The sequence below is a fragment of the Kribbella sp. NPDC004536 genome, assembly GCF_042873835.1.
Taxonomy (GTDB): domain Bacteria; phylum Actinomycetota; class Actinomycetes; order Propionibacteriales; family Kribbellaceae; genus Kribbella.
Window position 1 is genome coordinate 2146613 of record NZ_JBIALY010000002.1, and the last position, 18164, is coordinate 2164776.

The window sequence follows — 18164 nt, forward strand, 5'->3', positions numbered from 1 at the left end:
TCAGGTGAGGTCCATGAACTGTTCGAGTCCGACGGTCAGGCCGGGCGCGGAGCTGATCTTCCGGACGCCGAGCAGGACGCCGGCCATGAACGAGACCCGTGCCATCGAGTCGTGCCGGATCGTCAGCGTCTCGCCCTCGTCGCCGAACAGCACCTCCTGGTGCGCGATCAGCCCGCGGAGCCGGACGCCGTGCACCCGGATCCCCTCGACGTCCGCGCCCCGGGCACCGTCCAGCGCGGTCGTGGTCGCGTCCGGGATCGGCCCGCAGCCGGCGGTGCGGCGCGCTTCCGCGACGAGTTCGGCCGTACGCCGGGCCGTACCGGACGGGGCGTCCACCTTGTCGGGGTGGTGCAGCTCGATGATCTCGACGGACTCGTAGTACTTGGCGGCCTTGGCGGCGAACTGCATCATCAGCACCGCGCCGATGGAGAAGTTCGGGGCGATCAGGACGCCGGTCGACGGGGACGCCGCCAGCTGCGCCTGCAACGTGGCGAGCCGTTCGGCGTCGAACCCGGTGGTGCCGACGACGGCGTGGATGCCGTGCTCGATGCACCAGCCGAGGTTGTCCATCACGACCTCGGGCCGGGTGAAGTCGACCACGACCTGGGTGCCGGCCTCGGTCAGCGCGTCCAGCGAATCGCCCTGGTCGAGCTGCGCGACCAGCTCACAGTCGGCGGCCTCCTCGACCGCGCGGCACGTCTGAGCCCCCATCCTGCCCTTGGCCCCCAGCACACCGACCTTGATCATCCGCACCCTTCCCTCATCGCCTTTCGGGGCACCAGGATCTCATCCGGTGTCCCGCTCGCTCTTCGGTACCCACACCTGGAGACCGATGGTCTGTTTGGCCGGGGCCAGCTGCACGTAGCCGGTGCGGAAGTCGACGCCGCAGCTGCGCAGCGCGTTCACCTCGAGGTCGGAGATCTCCCGGTTCAGGATGATCAGCGGGAGCCGCGACGGCCGGTTCTGCCGGCAGACCTCCTCGATCCCGGCCGCCGTACGGGCGCGTTCCTTGGGTGCGATCCAGGCCTCGCCGAGCGGACGGCCGCCGAGCATCAGCACCAGGCCGGCCATCTTGTCGAACGCGAGCATCGGCCGGCCGGGCGGCTCGGTGTACGGCTCGAGGTCCCGGGCCAGCCGGCTGAAGTTCCGCTCCGCGGGCTCCGACAGGTACATGCCCTTCAACGCCGGCAACGTCGACGCAGCGGTCAGCTGCGAGTGACCGACCGAGCGGTACGGGTAACGGAACAGGCCGGTGTACGCGATCACCGAGGTCGCGACGAGCGACCCCGTCAGCACGGTCGCGAGCGTCAGGCGGGCGAGGATCGGCGCCGCCCAGATGCCGGTCAGTACGGCGATCATCACCGCGGCCCAGGCGGCGAACCCGTTGAAGCCGATCGTGTACAGCGGGGTGTTCGTCCCGAACGCCTGCACCAGCGGGAGCAGCACGAGCAGCGCGAGGATCACCCACGTCCGGACGTTCTCGCGGCCGAGCCTGGAACTCGGCGTCACGCCGACGCGGCCCGCGATCACGGCGCCGGCCGCGGCCACGACGGCTACGAGTACGGCGGCCAGCAGCGTCTGGGCGTACATCGGGATGTGTTGCGAACCACCCAGTGCACCGTCGCCGACCACGACGTGCCGGACGGACAGGACGAGAGCGACCACGGCGAGGACCGCGGCGCCGATGCGGAGCGGGCGCCAGCGGGCGATGACGGCGGCCGCGGTCGCGAGCAGCAGCAGGCCGTGTGCGGCGAGTGTCCGTCCTAGCAGGTTGACAGTGCTCGACCAGTAGAGCTGCAGCAGCTCGGGCGGCGTGTACGACGTACCGGCGATGAACTTGTTGACCTTGAGGATGCCCGGTACGGCGACATCCAAATGGACCACGAACAGTTGCACGATCACCGCGGTGACGCCGATCCCGCCGACCGCGTAAAGGATGCCGCGGGCAACGGACCGCCAGGACTGTCCGGCCAGTACGACGACCGCGGTGATCACGATCAGCCCGATCACCACCACCGAGGTCCACTTGGCGAGCAGCATCACACCGATCACCAGGCCGAAGACCACGAAGATCCAGAACGGCACGGGCGTACCGCGATCGACCGCGGCGGCCATCCACAGCACGCAGGACACCAGCGTCAGCGCACCGAGCAGGACGACGTCGTTGTACCCGGGCGACTGCGGGAGCCACGCGTAACACATCCCGCCTGCGGCGAGGACGACCGTCGTACCGGCGGCCTCCCAAAGCCGCGTCGACGCCGGCCGCCGGCCACGTAGCCAGCGCATGAAGCTGTACCCGAAGAGCAGGTGCACGGCGACCACCGTGAACAGCCGGAAGTACCGGAGCTTGACGATGTCGTACCCGAACCACTCGAAGATCGGTCCGTAGATGTACTGCACGCCGGTCAACGCGAGCGGATTGCTGTCCCACCAGCGGTACGAGAGCAGGTAGTAGCCCTCGTCGGTGATGTCGAACCCCTCGTTGGCGGCCCGGCCCGCGGTCAGGATCCACCACCCGGCCAGGGCGCCGGCCACGACGATCACCCCGGTGAGCAGCACAGACCGCCTGCCTGCCGAGGAAACCGTAGCCACGGCCGCCACCCTAGGCCATCGGCGTCACGCGGTTGAGTAAGCGGTCTGCGCGTCCTCCGCGAAGTGGCACGAGACGATCTGGCCGGACTTGAGCTCGCGGAGCTCCGGTACGTCCGTGCTGCACTTCGCCTCCGCACGCAGGCAGCGGGTGTGGAAACGGCAGCCCGACGGCGGCAGCACCGGCGACGGCGGATCACCGGCCAGTACGATCCGCTGCCGGCCCTGACGGGCCAGACCGGGCTCCGCGGACAACAGGGCCTGCGTGTACGGATGCGCGGGTACGCCGTACACCTGCTGGTGCTCGCCCAGCTCGGCGACCTTGCCCAGGTACATCACCGCGACCCGGTCCGAGACGTGCCGGACCACGGACAGGTCGTGCGCGACGAAGATGATGCTCAGCCCGAGCTCCCGCTGCAGCCGCATCAACAGGTTCACCACCTGCGCCTGCACCGACAGGTCGAGCGCCGACACGGGCTCGTCGCACAGCAGTACGTCGGGGTTCAGCGCGATCGCCCGCGCGATCCCGATCCGCTGCCGCTGCCCGCCGGAGAACTGGTGCGGGAACTTCGTCTCGTCCTCCGGCCGCAGCCCGACCAGCTCGAGCAGTTCGCGGACCCGTTTCCGGATGTCGACCCCCTTCGAGACGTCCGGGTGGACCTGGAGCGGCTCGCCGACGATCTCGCCGACCCGCATCCGCGGGTTCAGGCTGGAGTACGGGTCCTGGAAGACCACCTGGACGTTCCGCCGCCACTTCCGCAGCTCGCGGCCGCGGAGCCTGCTGACGTCGACGCCGTTGTACGCGATCTGCCCGCCGGTCGGCTTCTCCAGCGCCGCGAGCAGCCGGACCAGCGTCGACTTCCCGCAGCCGGACTCGCCGACGATGCCGAGCGACTCGCCCTTGCGCAGCGTCAGGTCGACGCCGTCGACCGCCCGGACGACGGTCCTGGTTCCGAAGCTCAGCGCCGGGCTGATGTCGTAGTGCTTCACGACATTCGTTGCCACCAGCAACTCATTCATACAGCCTCCTTGGCGGCAAGCGTCGTACGCCGGATGCACGCGGCGTCGCGCCCCGGCGCCACGGTCAGCAGCGGCGGCACCTCGACGGCGCAGTCGTCGATCGCGATCGGGCAGCGGGTCCGGAACGCACAGCCGGATGGGATCGCCCGCAGCGACGGCGGCGTTCCCGGGATGGTCGGCAGCTCGCGGCCCTTCAGGTCGGCCGACGGCATCGAGCCCAGCAGCCCTTCGGTGTAAGGGTGTACGGGGTGTTCGAGCGCCTCGGCGGTCGCGGCCCGTTCGACGACGTGGCCGGCGTACATCACCACGACGTTGTCGGCGACGTCCGAGACCACGCCGAGGTCGTGCGTGATCAGTACGACGCCCATGTCCCGCTCCTGCTGCAGTTCCGCGATCAGTTCGAGGATCTGCGCCTGGACGGTCACGTCGAGTGCCGTGGTCGGCTCGTCGGCGATCAGTACGTCGGGGTCGAGCGCGAGCGCCATCGCCAGCATCACGCGCTGCCGCATGCCGCCGGAGAACTCGTGCGGGTAGTCCCGGACCCGGCTCTTCGCGGCCGGGATCCGGACCTGGTCGAGCATCTCAGCGGCCCTCGTCATCGCGTCCCGCTTCGACATCCCGCGGTGCACCCGGAAACACTCGGCGATCTGGGTACCGACCGACTGCACCGGGTTCAGCGCGGACAGCGAGTCCTGGAACACCATCGTGATCCGGTCGCCGACGATCTTGCGGCGCTCCTTGACCGTCATCGAGATCAGGTCCACGCCGCGGTACTCCGCCGTACCGGACACGATCCGGCCGGGCGGCATCTCCAGGATCCCGGTCAGCGCCTGGGTGGAGACGCTCTTGCCGGACCCCGACTCGCCCAGGATCGCCAGCGTCTCACCGGCCCGTACCTGCCAGGACACCCCGTCGACCGCCCGGACGGGTCCGCGCGGGGTCTCGAAGTCGACAACCAGGTTGTCGACCTTCAGCAGTACTTCACCAGTAGTCATCGCAGCAACTTCGGGTCGAGGGCGTCCCGGATCGAGTCGCCGATGATCATGAACGAGATCGTCATCGTCGAGATGAAGATCGCGGGCCAGACGAACAGATGCGGCGTCTCCCGGTACGAGGTCGCGACGCCGAACTGCGAGCCCCACGAGATCGACGGCGGCTGCAGCCCGACCCCGAGGAACGTCAGCACGGCCTCGAGCCCGATCAGGCCGCCGATGCCGAGCGTGGTCATCGCGAGCAGCGGGGCCATCGCGTTCGGGAACACGTGTTTGCGCAGGATCCGCAGCGGCGGCACCCCGATCGAGCGGGCGGCCAGTACGTACTCGCGGTTGCGGACCGAGAACACCGTCGACCGCATGATCCGCATCCCCTGCGGCCACGCGGTGACCAGGATGATCGCGACGATGATCCAGATACTGCGGTTCGGCACCGAGTTCAGGATCACGATCAGTGCGATCAACCCCGGCAGGGCGAACAGTACGTCGGCCACCCGGGAGATGACCGTGTCCACCGCGCCCGGGAAGTAGCCGGCCAGCAACCCGAGCAGACCGGCGACGGCGAACCCGCCGAACCCGGCGACCAGGCTGACCAGTACGGACGGCCGCGCGCCGTAGATCACGTTCGCGAAGTAGTCGCAGCCCTGGATGTCGAACCCGAACGGATGCCCCGGCTCGCGGCCGTGCTGGCTCTTGGTCAGCTCGCAGAACCGCGGGTCCACCGAGGTGAACAGCCGCGGCACCGCTGCCATCGCGAAGAAGCCGACGACGAGTACGAGGCAGATGTCGAACTGCGGTTTGCGCAGCAGCGCCCACAGCAGCTCGCGGTTCGACAGCGTCCGGCCCTCGAGGTCCTGTGCCTCGGCCCCGAAGACCTGTTGAGTGTCAGACATTGCGCACCCTCGGATCGATCGCGCCGTAGATCACGTCGACGATCAGGTTGATCAGGATGAACATCAGGAACGCGAGCGTGGACAACAGCACCACGACGCCACCTTCCTTGAGCTTGATCGCCTGGAACATGAACTGGCCGAGCCCCGGCAGGTTGAAGATGCTCTCCGCGAGGACCGCACCGGCGAAGATCCCGGCCAGGTCGATACCCATCAGCGTGACGACGGGCAGCAGGGCGTTCGGCAGTACGTGCCGCCAGAGGATCCGCTGCTCGCCGAGGCCCTTCGCCCGCGCGGTCTTGACGAAGTCCGAGCCGGTGGTGTCGACGATCGACGTCCGGGTCAGCCGGGCCAGGCCGGCGAACCCGGAGATGCCGATGCAGAGCGCGGGCAGCAGGTACGACATCGGCCAGCCGTCGCGTACGCCGGACACCGGCAACCACTTCAGCTCGACGCCGAACAGGTACTGCCCGGTGAAGTAGAGCACCAGCCCCGGCACCGCCAGTACGACAAGTGTTGCCAGCAGCAACATCCGGTCGACGACGCCGTTGCGGCGGAACCCGGCGTACAGCCCGAACAGCAGGCCGAAGATCCACTGGAACAGCAGGCTCATCGACGCCAGCTTCAGCGTGACCGGGATCCGCAGCCGCAGCTGGTCGGCGATGTCGGCGCCCGCGAACGTGGTACCGAAGTGGCCGGTGAGGATGTCCTTCATGCTCAGCAGGTACTGCACGATGAACGGGTCGTCGAGGTGGAACTGGGCCCGCTTCGCGGCCAGTACCGCCGCCGGGATCGGTTTGTCACCGGCCAGCTCACGCAGGGGGTCCCCGGGCATCGCGAACACGAGCGCGTAGACCCCCAGCGTGACGACCAGGCCGATCGGGATCGCCGCGAGGATGCGGCGGAGGACGAAACGGATCACTTGAAGGTCGCCCAGAGTGCTGAGACGCCGGTGTACTTCGAGACCCGCGGCTGGATCTTGTCCGAGTGCAGGTACGCGTTCGACTTGGTGTACAGCGGAATCAGCGGCATGTCGGTGAGCGCGATGTCCTCGGCCTGCTGGTACAGCGCGATCGCCTTGTCCGGGTCCGGCTCGGCGTCGCCCTTGGCCAGCACGGCGTCCAGCGCCGGGTTCGCGTAGTGGGCGAAGTTCGCGTCACCGTTGGACTTGAACATCGGCGTCAGGTAGTCCTCGATCGACGGGTAGTCGTGGCCCCAGCCGCTGAACCGCAGCCCGTCCAGCTTGTGCGAGTCGGCCAGCGTGGTGATCTCCGAGCCCTGCTTGCCGGTGTACTTCACCTGCAGGCCGAGGTTCTGCCGGAGCATGTTGCCGATCGCCTCGGCGAAGATCTGGCCGGTCGCGGACGTGGTGTTGTAGTTGATGTTCAGGACGCCGGAGAAACCGCCGGCCTCCTGGAGCAACTGCTTGGCCTTGGTCGCGTCGAAGTCACAGGTCTTGCAGGCGTCGGCGCGGTAGCCCTGGATGTCCGGCGCGATCAGGCCCTTGGCCGGCTCCGACAGCCCGACCAGGTCGGCGAACGCCTTCCGGTCGATCGCCTCGGAGATCGCGTACCGCAGCTTGGGGTTCTTGAACCGCGGGTCCCAGGCCGGGATCACGAGGTAGTTCGCACCGGAGCTGACGCTGGTCACCCACTGGTCGGGCGCGTCGGTCTTGAAGCTCTTCACCTTGGTCGACGGGACGTCGGTGAAGTCCACGTTGCCGGCCAGGAACTCGTTGTACGCGGTGTCCGCGTTCGGGATGAACCGGTACGTGATCTGGTCCGCCTGCGGGATCTGCGGGCCCTTGTAGCCGTCCCACTTGGCCAGCTTGATGTCGTCACCGGCGTTCCAGTCGGCGGCCAGCTTGTACGGGCCGTTGCCGATCGGCTTGCGCTTGTAGGCGTCCGGATTCTTCCGTACGACCTCGGGCAGCGGCGCGAGACCCAGGTACTGCAGGGTCAGGCCGAACTGCGAGAACGGCACCTTCAGCTTGACCGAGAACGTCAGGTTGTCGATCTGCTTCAGGCCGCTCATCGCCTTCACCGCGGTCGGCTTCGGCGTGGCGCCGTCCGGCGTCGGCGGGTTCAGCGCGTCGTACCCCTCGACCTTGGAGAAGAACCCGTTGTTCTTCCAGCCGTTCGAGCCCTCGGCGGTCATGTTCCAGCTGTCCACGTAGTCCTTCGCGGTCAGCGGCTGGCCGTTCTGGAAGGTGTTGCCGGCCTTCAGCTTGATCGTCCAGGTCTGGCTGGTGTTGTCCGGCGTGACCGAGTCCGCCATCACGTTCTGCAGCTTGCCGGTGTCCGGGTCCGTGGTCACCAGCGGCGCGAACATCGCCATCGCGATCTGGATGCCCGGACTGCCGTTCTCGTTCAGCGGGTTGATGTACTCCAGCGGATCGGCAGCGATCGCGATGACCTCGCTCTTGCTGCCGGAACCGCCTCCACTGCTGCTGCTCTTGCCGTCTCCACAGGAGGCGAGCACCAGCGCCAAGCCGAGTGCCACCCCCACAACCCCAGTCAGACGTCGCACGGTCAAACCAACTTCCTCGGCGGGAGGGCCGCTAGGCGGGCGGAACAAGCGTCATGTTGGCTGGTCGAAACTGCGCATGTCAACGTTGTCAGGCACAAAGCGGCGGCGCGTAACGTAGGCGTTACTTTGCCAAGACCTCAGATGACCGGGCAGTCTCTCCCTCGACAGCCGTCCACTTAATCAGATCAGCGCGGCAGAGTCATCAGATGACAGGTCAGCCGTTGTTCAAACCTCGTCACTGCTCACAATTGCGCACAGTTGAGCGCTTCGGCCAATGCGCTGAGTGTTCGCGCCCGTACGTACTGTGGCGCCGGCCGCGGATTCTCGTGCTTGATCATCGGTAGCCTGCGGCCTGGAGGCTGTACAGCTCGGCGTAGGTCCCGTCGCGCCGCATCAGCTCGGCGTGGGTACCCTGTTCGGTCACGCGGCCGTTCTCGAGGACGACGATCAGGTCGGCGGAACGTACCGTCGAGAAGCGATGCGAGATCAGCAACGTGATCCGGCCGTCGGCTCTTCCTGCTCGCGCTGCGGCGGCGAGGCGGTCGAACAGCGCCGCTTCGGTTTGCGGATCGAGGGACGCGCTCGGTTCGTCGAAGATCATCAGCAGCGGTGCCGGGCGGACGAGCGCGCGGGCGATCGCGAGCTTCTGCCACTGGCCGCCGGAGAGCTCGGCGCCGTCGGCACCCAGTTGAGTGTCGATTCCGTGGGGCAGGTTGTCGACGAAGGTCGCTTCGGCCTGCGCGATTGCTTGGGTCGTACGGTCACCGGTCTCGGTCAGGCCGCCGACGCCGACTGCCTCTCGTACCGTCAGGTGATACCGGACGAAGTCCTGGAAGCCGGCGGTCAGCTTCTGCCGGTACTGCGTGAGGCCCATCGCGGCGAGGTCCACGCCGTCGACGAGGATCCGGCCGGACCGAGGGCGGTACATGCCGGTGAGGAGTTTGACGAGGGTGGACTTGCCGGCGCCGTTCTCGCCGACGATCGCGATCGTTCGGCCTGCTGCCAACTGGAGGGTGACATCGTCGAGGGCGGGGCGGTCGCCGTACCCGAAGGTGACGTTCTGGAGTTCGATGCCTTGGGTCAGGCGGTTCGGTACGGGCTCGGTTCCTGGGTTGTGGTGCGCTTGCCTTTCGAGCCAGAAGTAGTGCTCGGCGGTGGTACGGATCCGCAGTACGGAACCTGTCAGGTCGAGGATCCTGGTCGCCGCGGAGATCACGGCGCCTGCCAGGGCGATCGCCAGTGCGACATCGCCTGCTGTTGCTCGGGAGTCTTCGAGGACGAGCAGGAGCGCTGCCGCGTACGCGATCGGGAAGAGGGACCAGCCGGTCGCGCCGATGGCTACCGACGTGAAGAGTGCCTTGTGGGTGATGCGGTTGGCGTCGTTGGTTGCTTGAGCGTGCTTGCGGAGGAGCTCGTCGTCGAGCGCGGCGACGTGGATCTCTTGCGCTTCGGCGGGCGAGACGGACAGCACGAACAGCTGTTCTGCGAGGCGGCGGTGTGGAGCCGCCTCGAGTTCGGCGCGGCGGCGGAGTTGCTCGGCGCGGCGGCTGAGCCAGAGCGCCGGCATCGCGATCAGCGGCAGGAAGGCCAGTACTGGTTCGAGGTCGGCGAGGAGGATCGTGCTGATCGCCAGCTGTGCGACGACCAGTGGGGCGATGAACGGGAGGCTGACGCTGTCGCCGAGTTCGGCTGCTCCGCGGCGTAGGGACTGCAGGCGGTCGAGGAACTCGGGGCGTTCGAAGTGCTGGATCTGTGGGGCGTTGGTCGCGAGTCTCAGTACCCGCCGCTCGGAGACGAAGCTGGCGCGTTCGCGCATCCGGATCGTCGCCCAGCGGTAGCCGATCGGCGCGACCAGTACGAGTGTCAGCGCGATCGCGACTCCGATGCCGCCGGCAACTATCTGGTTCCGTTCGTTGCCGACCACGCCGTTGACCAGCGGCCGGAGACCGAGCGCGAACAGCAACGGTGCGACGAAGCTCGACATCGTCACGGCGGTGTACAGCAGGAACAGCCCCGGGCCGATCTCCCACCCCAGCCCGACCAGGAGCCGCGCCGTGTTCGCCCAGGACCTCATTCGGCATCCCCGAAACGTTCGGCCTGCAGGCGGAACAGGCGTGCGTAGGTGCCGTCGCGTTCGAGCAGTTCGTCGTGCGATCCCTGCTCGATCACCTGCCCTTCGTCCAGTACGACAATCGTCGACGCCTGCCGGACCGTCGAGAACCGGTGCGAGATCAGTACCGTCGTCAAGCCTTCTGTGAGGTCGAGGAAGCGTCTGTGGAGCTCAGCTTCGGATCGGGCGTCCAGTTGCGCGGCGGGCTCGTCCAGCACCAGTACGGAGGCGCCTTGCTCGACGGCGTACAGAGCTCTCGCCAACGCCAACCGCTGCCACTCTCCACCCGACAAGTCGACACCGCCGTCGAACTCGGCCGACAGAATCGTGTCCCATCCGTTCGGCAGCTTCTCCACGACGGTCGCCGCCCCGGCCCGCTCCGTCGCCGCGTCAGGCGACCCGTGCGGCCGGCCGAAGCGCACGTTGTCGTACGCCGACAGCGGCAACCGTACGGGCCGCTGAAACCCCACCGCCAACTGCCGCCGCCACTCGTCGGGGTCGAGCTCCTGCAGCCCGACGCCGTCGACCAGGATCTGCCCCTCCGTCGGCTCGTACAGTCCACAAAGCAGCTTCACAAGACTGCTCTTCCCCGCCCCGTTCGCCCCCACAACCGCCACCGACCGCCCCGCCGGAACCACCAGCTCCACCCCCCGCAACACCCACCCCTCCGCCCCCGGATACCGAAAACCCACCCCCCGCACCTCAATCCCCCACCGCAACCCCCCACCCCCAACCCCGCTCACGCCACCGGCGCCCGCAGACTCCTCCACCCCACACCCCGCACCCCGCCGCACCGCGCCCTCCTCCGCGCCACCCGCCCCGCACTCCTCACCCCGCTGCGCCGCGCCCCCACCCACACAACGCACGCCACCAGCCCCGCTCTCACCGCAGGTATCCGCAGAGCCACCGGCCCCGCACCCCTCACCCCGGGGCGCCGCGCCCTCCCCCGCGCCACCAGCCCCGCTCACACCATGGACGCCCGCAGACTCACCGACCCCACGCTCCTCACCCCGCTGCGCCGCGCCCTCCCCCACACCACCACCCACAAATCCCACGCCACCAGCCCCACTCGCACCGCAGGTGTCTGCAGCGCCACCCGCCCCGCACGCCTCACCTGGGCGCGCCGCACCCTCCCCCACGCCCGCGTCCTCGACGCGATGAGCCGCCTCGACGGCAGCCGCGAGGCTGGGTGCGGGAGCGGCAGTCGGGGCGAGTGCCCGTAGCGCGTCGTCGTACCGCTGAAGGGTCGCGAGTGCCAACTCCGTCTGCAGACCCGCCCAAGAGGATTGCTGGATACCGGCCAGCGCAACGAGGAACATCTGAACGTACGTAGCAGCCGAACCGGCAGCAAGCTGGTCGGTCAGAGCCGCGCGGATGACCAACGCAATGCCACCGAGTACAACGACGCCCAAGAACGCGGTAGCAAACAGCGGCCGACGGCCAGGGCGTTTGAGTACGCGCTGCATCGTGGCAGTCCAAGTCTCCCCGTGACGACCGACGACGTATTCCGACAACCCGAAGAGACGGATCTCCTTAGCAGCAGGCGACGTAGTACCGAGGTCGTTGAAGTACCGCATACGCCGCGCCGACCCAGTGGCGCCGTAATGATGACCTGCCTCCGTACGCGAAGCGACCTTGTCCTCGTACGCCGCCCACACACCGGCCACGAGCAAACCCGCACCAACCCACCAATGAAATCCGCCCAAGCTCACGCCAGACGCCACCAGCACCATCCGCCCAGTCGCCAACCCACCAACGGTCGACACCGCTCGCCCCGGCCGAGCCCAATCCCCACGCAGCGTCTCGCGACCGACCTCCACCAGGCCCGCGATCCCCGCATCCTCCAACCGCCGCACACCATCAGCCCCGGCGACGGCGCCCATCAACTCCTGCCGCAGCAACCCGTCAACCCGCTCCCCCAACGCGGTCGCCACCGCCCGCTGCAACGCTCCAGCCAACCACTGCAACAACAAACACCCAGCCGCCACCAATGCCCAACCGGCCGCCCGCTCACTCCCGAGCCCAGCAACAACCCGCCCCACAGCCACCGCCGCAACAACCGGAGCAGCCGCCGACAGTACGACCGCCGCACCCATCAAGACGGTCAAGACGGAACCCGCCCGCCAGGCCACAGCCGCGAACCCCCGGAATCCCGTCACCGGCCCAGTCAACAACATCCCCCCACCGATGCCTATCAGCTTTTGCCGCTCCAGCGATGTGACATTCATGTCTGTGGACAACCGAAATCCCTTCTACACAAGGGCTTTTTCGGGTCGAAAACTGTCCTGAGATGTGACTAGAGTCGGCGTCATGGAAATCCTGGACACGCGACCCGCCTGGTCGATGAACGGGGCCGAACTGCTGGCTGAACTCGACCAGCTGCACGCCGAACGCGCCAGGATCGACGCACGCCACCTCGAACTGATCGCCGCGTACGACGCCATCGGACACGCCAAGGAAAGCGGCGCCCGCGACACCGTGCAACTGCTGTCCGGGCGACACTGCCTCGACCCGGCCGAGGTCCGGCGCGACCTGAAGCTTGCCAACGCGCTGCCGAAGTACCCGTCCGTCGCCGCCGCGCTGTCCGACGACTCGTCCGAACGCCTGAACCTGGATCAGGCCAAGGCGATCGTGTCCGCGCTGGAGAAGATCCCCGCCGCCGCACAGGTCCCGGTCGAGGCCCTCCAGGTCGCCGAGGACGAGATGGTCAAAGCTGGGCGAATCCTGCCGCCGGGCGAACTGCGGGCCCTCGGCCGGGAGGTACGCAACCGCCTCGACGCCGACGGTCCGGAGCCCCGCGTCGACCCGTCACGCCAGGAGACGCTGTGGCTGAAGAAGGCCGACCGCGGCGTCACGTTCGGGGGCTACCTGGCCGACGAGAACGCGGAACTCCTGCAAACGCTGATCTTCGCCGGCGCCAAGCCGCACCTGACCACCGCCGGCGAACGCGATCCGCGCCCCCGCAGCAAGCGCCAGGCCGACGCTCTCACCGCGATCCTCACCACGGCAGCCGGCACCGGCACTGCCGTACCAGGCCACGGCAACATCAAGCCGCACATCACCGTCACCATCGACCTCGAAGACCTGAAGGAAGGCACCGGCTCCGGCAATCTCGTCCACGGCGACTTCCTCCCCGCGGCCGCCGTACGCCGACTCGCCTGCGACGCCGGCGTGATCCCCCTCGTACTCGGCTCGAACTCCGAACCCCTCGACATCGGCACCGAGGAACGCTTCGTCACCCGCGCCATCCGCCAGGCCCTGAACGCCCGCGACAAGGGCTGCATCGTCTGCGGAGCAAACCCGGCAATCTGCGAAGCCCATCACGTCGTCCACTGGGCCGACGGCGGCCCCACGTCCCTCGACAACCTCGCCCTCCTCTGCAAACGCGACCACATCAACGTCCACCAGGACCGCATCACCATCACCTTCACCAACGCCCACCCCACCGCCACCCGCCCCACCTGGACCACCCCCGCCCCACCCCCCAAACACCAAGCCGCCTAACCACCACACTGGGTCAGGTGGTTTTGGTTTGTTCTGTGAAGAGGCGGGCGAAGCGGCCGGTGGGTTGGGACATCAGTTGGGGGTAGGTGCCTTGCTGGACGACGGTTCCGGCGTCGAGGACGTAGATTCGGTCCATTTCGCGGAGGGTCCAGGCACGGTGGGAGACGACGATGGTGATGCGGGTGGAGCTGGTGCGGCGGAGGTTGGTGAAGATCTCGTGTTCAGCTTCGGCGTCGATGGCCGAGGTCGGTTCGTCGAGGATCCAGACGCCGGCGTCGCGCAGTCGGATCCGGGCCAGGGCCAAGCGTTGCCATTGGCCCCCGGAGATGCCGGTGCCGGACCATTGCTGGCCCAGCTGGGTGTCGAGGGGTAGTTCGGCAGCGAAGCTGTCGGAGAGAGCCGACCGGACCTGTTCATCGTCGACGACCCCAGGAGCACCCAGGGCCACCGTGTCACGAAGGGTGAATTCGAAGCGGCCGAACTCCTGGACCAGCAGGCCGAAACGGGCCAGGCGTTCCACCTCGGTCAGGCGAGCCGCGTCGGCGCCGTCGATCAGGATCCGACCGCAGGAAGGTTGAAGCGTGCCGGTGAGCAGGTTGATCGCGGTGGTCTTGCCGGCGCCGTTCACACCCACCAACGCGACAAGCTCACCCCGACGAGCCGTTATGCTGACGTCGCGGAGTGCAGGCTCGGCGGCGCCCGGATAGCGGTACGTGACGTTGTCCAAGGCAACGGAATCGACGTACTGGACAACTCCACAGCGAGGCGCCCGAGCGACGCTGCCGACGAAGCGGCGGTAGATCGTGGCTTGCGGAGCCGCCGTGACGATGGCGCCGAACGCATACCCGCATTGGCGGGTCGCGTTCAGACCTGCGATGGTTCCGGCAACTGCGGCGGCCGCCGCGCCGCCAGTTGCGCCGCCCTCGATCAATGCTGCCAGCGCGCCGCCGAAGAGCAGGACCGTGAGGAATGCGGCGCCCAGCTCGTACAACATCGCCGTACGAATCATCCGATCCAGCACCCGGGTCGCCGCCGACCGGCCGTCGGTGACCAGCGAGGCGACCTTCCAGCCCGAGCCGAGTACTGCCAGCTCGGTCCCGGGCCGTTGCTGGATGAGTTGTTCCGTCGCGTACGCCGCTCTGCGCTCGTGCTCGGCCACCCGCGGCCAGCCGCCCGCCTCCATCCGCGAGATCAACGTGAAGGCGAGTACCGTCGGCGCCAACGCGGCAAGCACCAGCAGCCCGGACAGGATATTGATCGACGAGATCGCCACGCACAGTACGAGGGACGTCGCCGCCGCGCTCAGCAGTTGTACGGGTTTGCCGGCCACGTCGCTCATCGGATGGGTCGCGGCCTGACTCGCCTCGAGGTCGCGGACCGTCCCAGGTTCGGCGAGACGGCTCGGACTGAGCCGGGCCGCGGCGTGGGCGAGTTCAGTCCGTAGCGCGAGCCGCAGGCGCAGCATCATCCGTTGGCCGACGGTGTTCGACACCTGGGTCAGCGGGTACATCGAGCCGACCACTACGGTGAGCGCAAGCAGCGGTCGCCACACGTTGCCGCTCTCGATCAGTGAGCGGATCAGCGTCACCTGTGCGCCGGGGAGAATCGCCAGCAGTAGTTGAAGAATCGTGTACGTCGCAAGCCACCACGGCGTCGTACGTGCGGCATCGATCAGCGAGTCACGGGCAGTACGGTACGCGTCGAGCACGAGGATCCCTTCACGCAAAGCAAGCGAGTACGCAAGGCAGGCGAGCACGCAAGGCAGGTACGTACTCATGGCAAGCGAGTCACGCAAGGCAGGCGAAGACGCACCGGGGTTCCAGCGCGTCGGCCGCAAAGTGCGTGTCATCCCAGCAAGCGGGCCCTGCCCGTGCGTCCAGGGATCCAGTGGCAGATCGCGTGTGACGGATTCAACCTACCTCGGCGGAAGAGCTGCGTCACCAGCGCGTCCGCGGTTCGCTTCTGCCAAGGATCAGCGCTCCAGCCTCGGCGGACGGTCAGCAGGTGGTACAGCTCGGGACTCAGCACCGCGAGCGTGATGTCGGACGCCATTGCTACGTCCAGACCTTCACGGAGGGACGTTTGCCCGCGAGCGCCGTCGTCATGCATTCCATGACGACGGCCTGTTGTGCGTTGTTGGTCTCCCATAGGTCGTGGATATCCAGGTCGGCGGTTGCGGCGTCGGCGACGACCTGCAGGACCGGAGCGACGCGTTCGTAGATCTCCCGGGCCAGGCGAGAGGAGTGTGTATGCCTCGGTGGTCGGCGGGCGCGGGTTGGAGGCTCGTTGTGGTTGATCGGGTCTGGTGGTTCGCCATTGGTTTGAATGGCGGACCGGTGCGGCGTGATCGTTTGGTGCTTCGGGGTTAGCAGGTTCTGTTGGTCACGTTGTGCGGCGGGCGGTGGCTAGGGTGACTAGCAGGGCGGCGGTGGTCAGTGCTATTCCGAAGTACATGACGCTGTTGACGCCTGTGTGGTCGGCGAACAGGCCTGCGAAGAGGGCGCCCAGGGCTATCGAGGTGTTGTAGGCCATCGTGTTGAGGGACATGGCGGCTTCGAACGTATCCGGGGCCGCGGCCTGGGTGAGGGTCACCTGGCACAGCTGCACGACACCGAAGGACGTGCCCCACAACACCAGCATGATTACCTTGGCGACTGGTGAGTGGCCGGCGAGAAGTAGTAGCAGGAGGGATGCGGCGACGCCGGTGGAGCCGAGGACGAAGCCTCTGCGGGGGTTCCAGGTCACCACTCGGCCGCCGATGAAGTTGCCTAGGGCACCGGCTGCGCCGTAGGCCATGAGGGCTGCGGTGATGAACGCCGGGCTCGCAGACGATTCCCCTTCCAGATAAGGCCGTACGAACGTGTACGCACCGAAGTGCCCTAGTACGAACAGCATGACCATCACCATCACGATCCGAAGCCGCACATTCCGTACGGGCAACGCGAACACCTCACGCACCGGTACCGCGTTGTCGGACGGCAGCGACGGAATCGCGGCCACCACCGCGATCAGCACGAGCAGGCTCAGCCCGGACCAGATCAGGAACGTCGTACGCCAATCGGTCCGGCTCTCGAGGAAGATCCCGAGCGGGATACCGACCACGGCCGCCACCGAGATGCCGGACATCACGGTCGCCGCGGCCCGCCCGGCGTCGCGTGGTGCGACGAGGCGCATCGCCATGCTGACCCCGATGGCCCAGAACACGCCGCTCGCGAAACCCATGCACAGCCGGGTCGCCAGCATCAGCGGGAAGTTCGGCGCGATCGAGGTCACCAGGTTCCCGACGGTCAGCACCGACAGCAGGACGGACAGCAGCACGCGGCGGTTTACCCGCCGGCTCCACGCGACGATGAACGGTACGCCGAGGCCGGCCGAGACGCCGTACAGCGTCACCATCAGACCGGCGACTCCGACCGGGACATCCAGGCTGCTGCTCAGCGGGGTGAGCAGGCCGACCGGCATCAGTTCGGTGGTCAGGAAGACGAACAGGCTGGCGGTGATCGCGGCGACCCCCAGCCAGGAGCGCGCCGTCGAAGTGCGCTCAACAGTTTCAGTGGTCACCCAAGCAGTTTCCGGCCACGACGATCGATGAGTCCAACACATGTTCGTCAACGCATCGATCGTGATTCAAGATAGATCCATGGAACTCCAGCAACTCCGGTACGTCGTCGCGGTCGCCGAGACGAGCAGCTTCACCCGGGCCGCCGAACGCTGCCTGGTCGTCCAGTCCGCACTCAGCCACCAGATCGCCCGGCTGGAACGGGAACTCGGTGCGCGCCTGTTCGACCGCACCAGCCGCAGCGTTCGCCTGACCGCGGCCGGTACGGCGTTCCTGCCGGCGGCGAGGCAGTGCCTCGACGCGGCCGAGCGCGCCGCCGCCGAAGCCGCCGCAGCGGTCGGCATGGTCCGCGGCCGGCTCGCCGTCGGCCTGATCCCGACGGTCGCCGCGGTCGACATTCCCGCGGCGCTCCGCGACTTCCGGCGCGACTACCCCGACGTACGGATCTCGATGCGGGTCGGCGCGAGCGAGAAGCTCGCCGAACAGGTCAAGGAAGGTCTGCTCGACGTGGCGTTCCTCGGCCTGCCCACGAGCATCCAACCGCGCGGAGTGGAAGCCCGCGAACTCGCCCGCGACCGCCTGGTCGCCGTCGTTCCGCCCGACCACCCGTTGGCCGGCAAGCCGCACGTCACTCTGAAGCGGCTGGCGAGTGAACCGTTCGCGGACCTCCCGCCCCGCACAGCCGGACGCCTGCAGAGCGATCAGGCCTTCGAAGCCGCCGGGCTCGTCCGCGACGTCGCGTTCGAGGTCAGTACCGCCGAACTGATGGCGCGACTCGTCAGCGAACGACTCGCCGTCGCGTTGTTCGCCTCGACCTACGCACCACAACTGCCCGGCGTCGCCACCGTCGAGATCAAGGACGCACCGGCCCGCGTCGAGTACGTCGTCTGGAGCGCCACCGGCCGCTCCCCCGCAGCAACCGCCTTCCTCACCCTGCTGGGCCTCAAAGACTGACGCGCCGCAAAGACTGA

14 protein-coding genes are annotated in these 18164 nt (G+C 67.8%); 3 read left to right on the plus strand and 11 right to left on the minus strand.

Annotated features, from left to right (window positions below; all coding sequences use genetic code 11):
- The 9 genes from dapB to ACFYRU_RS25095 form a co-directional block, all read right to left on the minus strand.
- A complete protein-coding gene (gene dapB, locus ACFYRU_RS25055) occupies positions 1–747 on the minus strand; it encodes a 4-hydroxy-tetrahydrodipicolinate reductase (RefSeq protein ID WP_387662855.1) in 747 nt (248 codons plus the stop codon).
- A gap of 39 nt (positions 748–786) precedes the next feature.
- Positions 787–2592: a hypothetical protein gene (locus ACFYRU_RS25060; RefSeq protein ID WP_387662857.1), complete on the minus strand. Its 1806-nt coding sequence runs from the start codon at positions 2590–2592 to the stop codon at positions 787–789.
- A gap of 24 nt (positions 2593–2616) precedes the next feature.
- A complete protein-coding gene (locus tag ACFYRU_RS25065) occupies positions 2617–3609 on the minus strand; it encodes an ABC transporter ATP-binding protein (RefSeq protein WP_387662859.1) in 993 nt (330 codons plus the stop codon).
- Positions 3606–4604, minus strand: a complete 999-nt coding sequence (locus ACFYRU_RS25070; RefSeq protein ID WP_387662860.1) for an ABC transporter ATP-binding protein — start codon at positions 4602–4604, stop codon at positions 3606–3608. The genes ACFYRU_RS25065 and ACFYRU_RS25070 overlap by 4 nt, the downstream gene beginning before the upstream one ends.
- On the minus strand, positions 4601–5494 hold the full coding sequence (locus ACFYRU_RS25075; RefSeq protein WP_387662862.1) for an ABC transporter permease: 894 nt from the start codon (positions 5492–5494) through the stop codon (positions 4601–4603). Before ACFYRU_RS25075 ends, ACFYRU_RS25070 begins: the two co-directional genes overlap by 4 nt.
- A complete protein-coding gene (locus tag ACFYRU_RS25080; protein ID WP_387662864.1) occupies positions 5487–6413 on the minus strand; it encodes an ABC transporter permease in 927 nt (308 codons plus the stop codon). Before ACFYRU_RS25080 ends, ACFYRU_RS25075 begins: the two co-directional genes overlap by 8 nt.
- Positions 6410–7993 carry an ABC transporter substrate-binding protein gene (locus ACFYRU_RS25085; protein WP_387662866.1) on the minus strand — a complete coding sequence of 528 codons (1584 nt, stop codon included), beginning with the start codon at positions 7991–7993 and terminating at the stop codon, positions 6410–6412. The genes ACFYRU_RS25080 and ACFYRU_RS25085 overlap by 4 nt, the downstream gene beginning before the upstream one ends.
- 361 nt (positions 7994–8354) lie before the next feature.
- Entirely contained in the window at positions 8355–10094 is a 1740-nt protein-coding gene (locus ACFYRU_RS25090) for an ABC transporter ATP-binding protein (protein WP_387662867.1), read from the minus strand.
- Complete coding sequence (locus tag ACFYRU_RS25095; RefSeq protein WP_387662869.1) at positions 10091–10822, minus strand: ABC transporter ATP-binding protein; 732 nt, start codon at positions 10820–10822, stop codon at positions 10091–10093. The genes ACFYRU_RS25090 and ACFYRU_RS25095 overlap by 4 nt, the downstream gene beginning before the upstream one ends.
- A gap of 279 nt (positions 10823–11101) precedes the next feature.
- Here ACFYRU_RS25095 and ACFYRU_RS25100 point away from each other — a divergent pair, with 279 nt between their 5' ends.
- A complete protein-coding gene (locus ACFYRU_RS25100; protein ID WP_387662871.1) occupies positions 11102–11353 on the plus strand; it encodes a hypothetical protein in 252 nt (83 codons plus the stop codon).
- A 1087-nt stretch (positions 11354–12440) separates the two neighbouring features.
- A complete protein-coding gene (locus ACFYRU_RS25105) occupies positions 12441–13634 on the plus strand; it encodes a DUF222 domain-containing protein (protein WP_387662873.1) in 1194 nt (397 codons plus the stop codon).
- Positions 13635–13647: 13 nt separating this feature from the next.
- On the opposite strand, the gene ACFYRU_RS25110 is transcribed toward ACFYRU_RS25105, so the two are convergent.
- Positions 13648–15411 carry an ATP-binding cassette domain-containing protein gene (locus tag ACFYRU_RS25110; RefSeq protein ID WP_387662875.1) on the minus strand — a complete coding sequence of 588 codons (1764 nt, stop codon included), beginning with the start codon at positions 15409–15411 and terminating at the stop codon, positions 13648–13650.
- A gap of 605 nt (positions 15412–16016) precedes the next feature.
- Positions 16017–17195 (minus strand): MFS transporter, encoded by a 1179-nt coding sequence (locus tag ACFYRU_RS25115; protein WP_387662877.1) that lies wholly within the window; start codon positions 17193–17195, stop codon positions 16017–16019.
- A 79-nt stretch (positions 17196–17274) separates the two neighbouring features.
- Here ACFYRU_RS25115 and ACFYRU_RS25120 point away from each other — a divergent pair, with 79 nt between their 5' ends.
- Positions 17275–18147, plus strand: a complete 873-nt coding sequence (locus tag ACFYRU_RS25120; protein ID WP_387662878.1) for a LysR family transcriptional regulator — start codon at positions 17275–17277, stop codon at positions 18145–18147.
- The last annotated feature ends 17 nt before the right edge of the window (positions 18148–18164 follow it).

Coding starts and splice junctions, on each gene's coding strand:
- dapB (WP_387662855.1), bottom strand. CDS start 747: ATGATCAAGGTCGGTGTGCTGGGGGCCAAGGGCAGGATGGGGGCTCAG.
- ACFYRU_RS25065 (WP_387662859.1), bottom strand. CDS start 3,609: ATGAATGAGTTGCTGGTGGCAACGAATGTCGTGAAGCACTACGACATC.
- ACFYRU_RS25070 (WP_387662860.1), bottom strand. CDS start 4,604: ATGACTACTGGTGAAGTACTGCTGAAGGTCGACAACCTGGTTGTCGAC.
- ACFYRU_RS25075 (WP_387662862.1), bottom strand. CDS start 5,494: ATGTCTGACACTCAACAGGTCTTCGGGGCCGAGGCACAGGACCTCGAG.
- ACFYRU_RS25090 (WP_387662867.1), bottom strand. CDS start 10,094: ATGAGGTCCTGGGCGAACACGGCGCGGCTCCTGGTCGGGCTGGGGTGG.
- ACFYRU_RS25100 (WP_387662871.1), top strand. CDS start 11,102: ATGGACGCCCGCAGACTCACCGACCCCACGCTCCTCACCCCGCTGCGC.
- ACFYRU_RS25105 (WP_387662873.1), top strand. CDS start 12,441: ATGGAAATCCTGGACACGCGACCCGCCTGGTCGATGAACGGGGCCGAA.
- ACFYRU_RS25110 (WP_387662875.1), bottom strand. CDS start 15,411: ATGAGTACGTACCTGCCTTGCGTGCTCGCCTGCCTTGCGTACTCGCTT.
- ACFYRU_RS25120 (WP_387662878.1), top strand. CDS start 17,275: ATGGAACTCCAGCAACTCCGGTACGTCGTCGCGGTCGCCGAGACGAGC.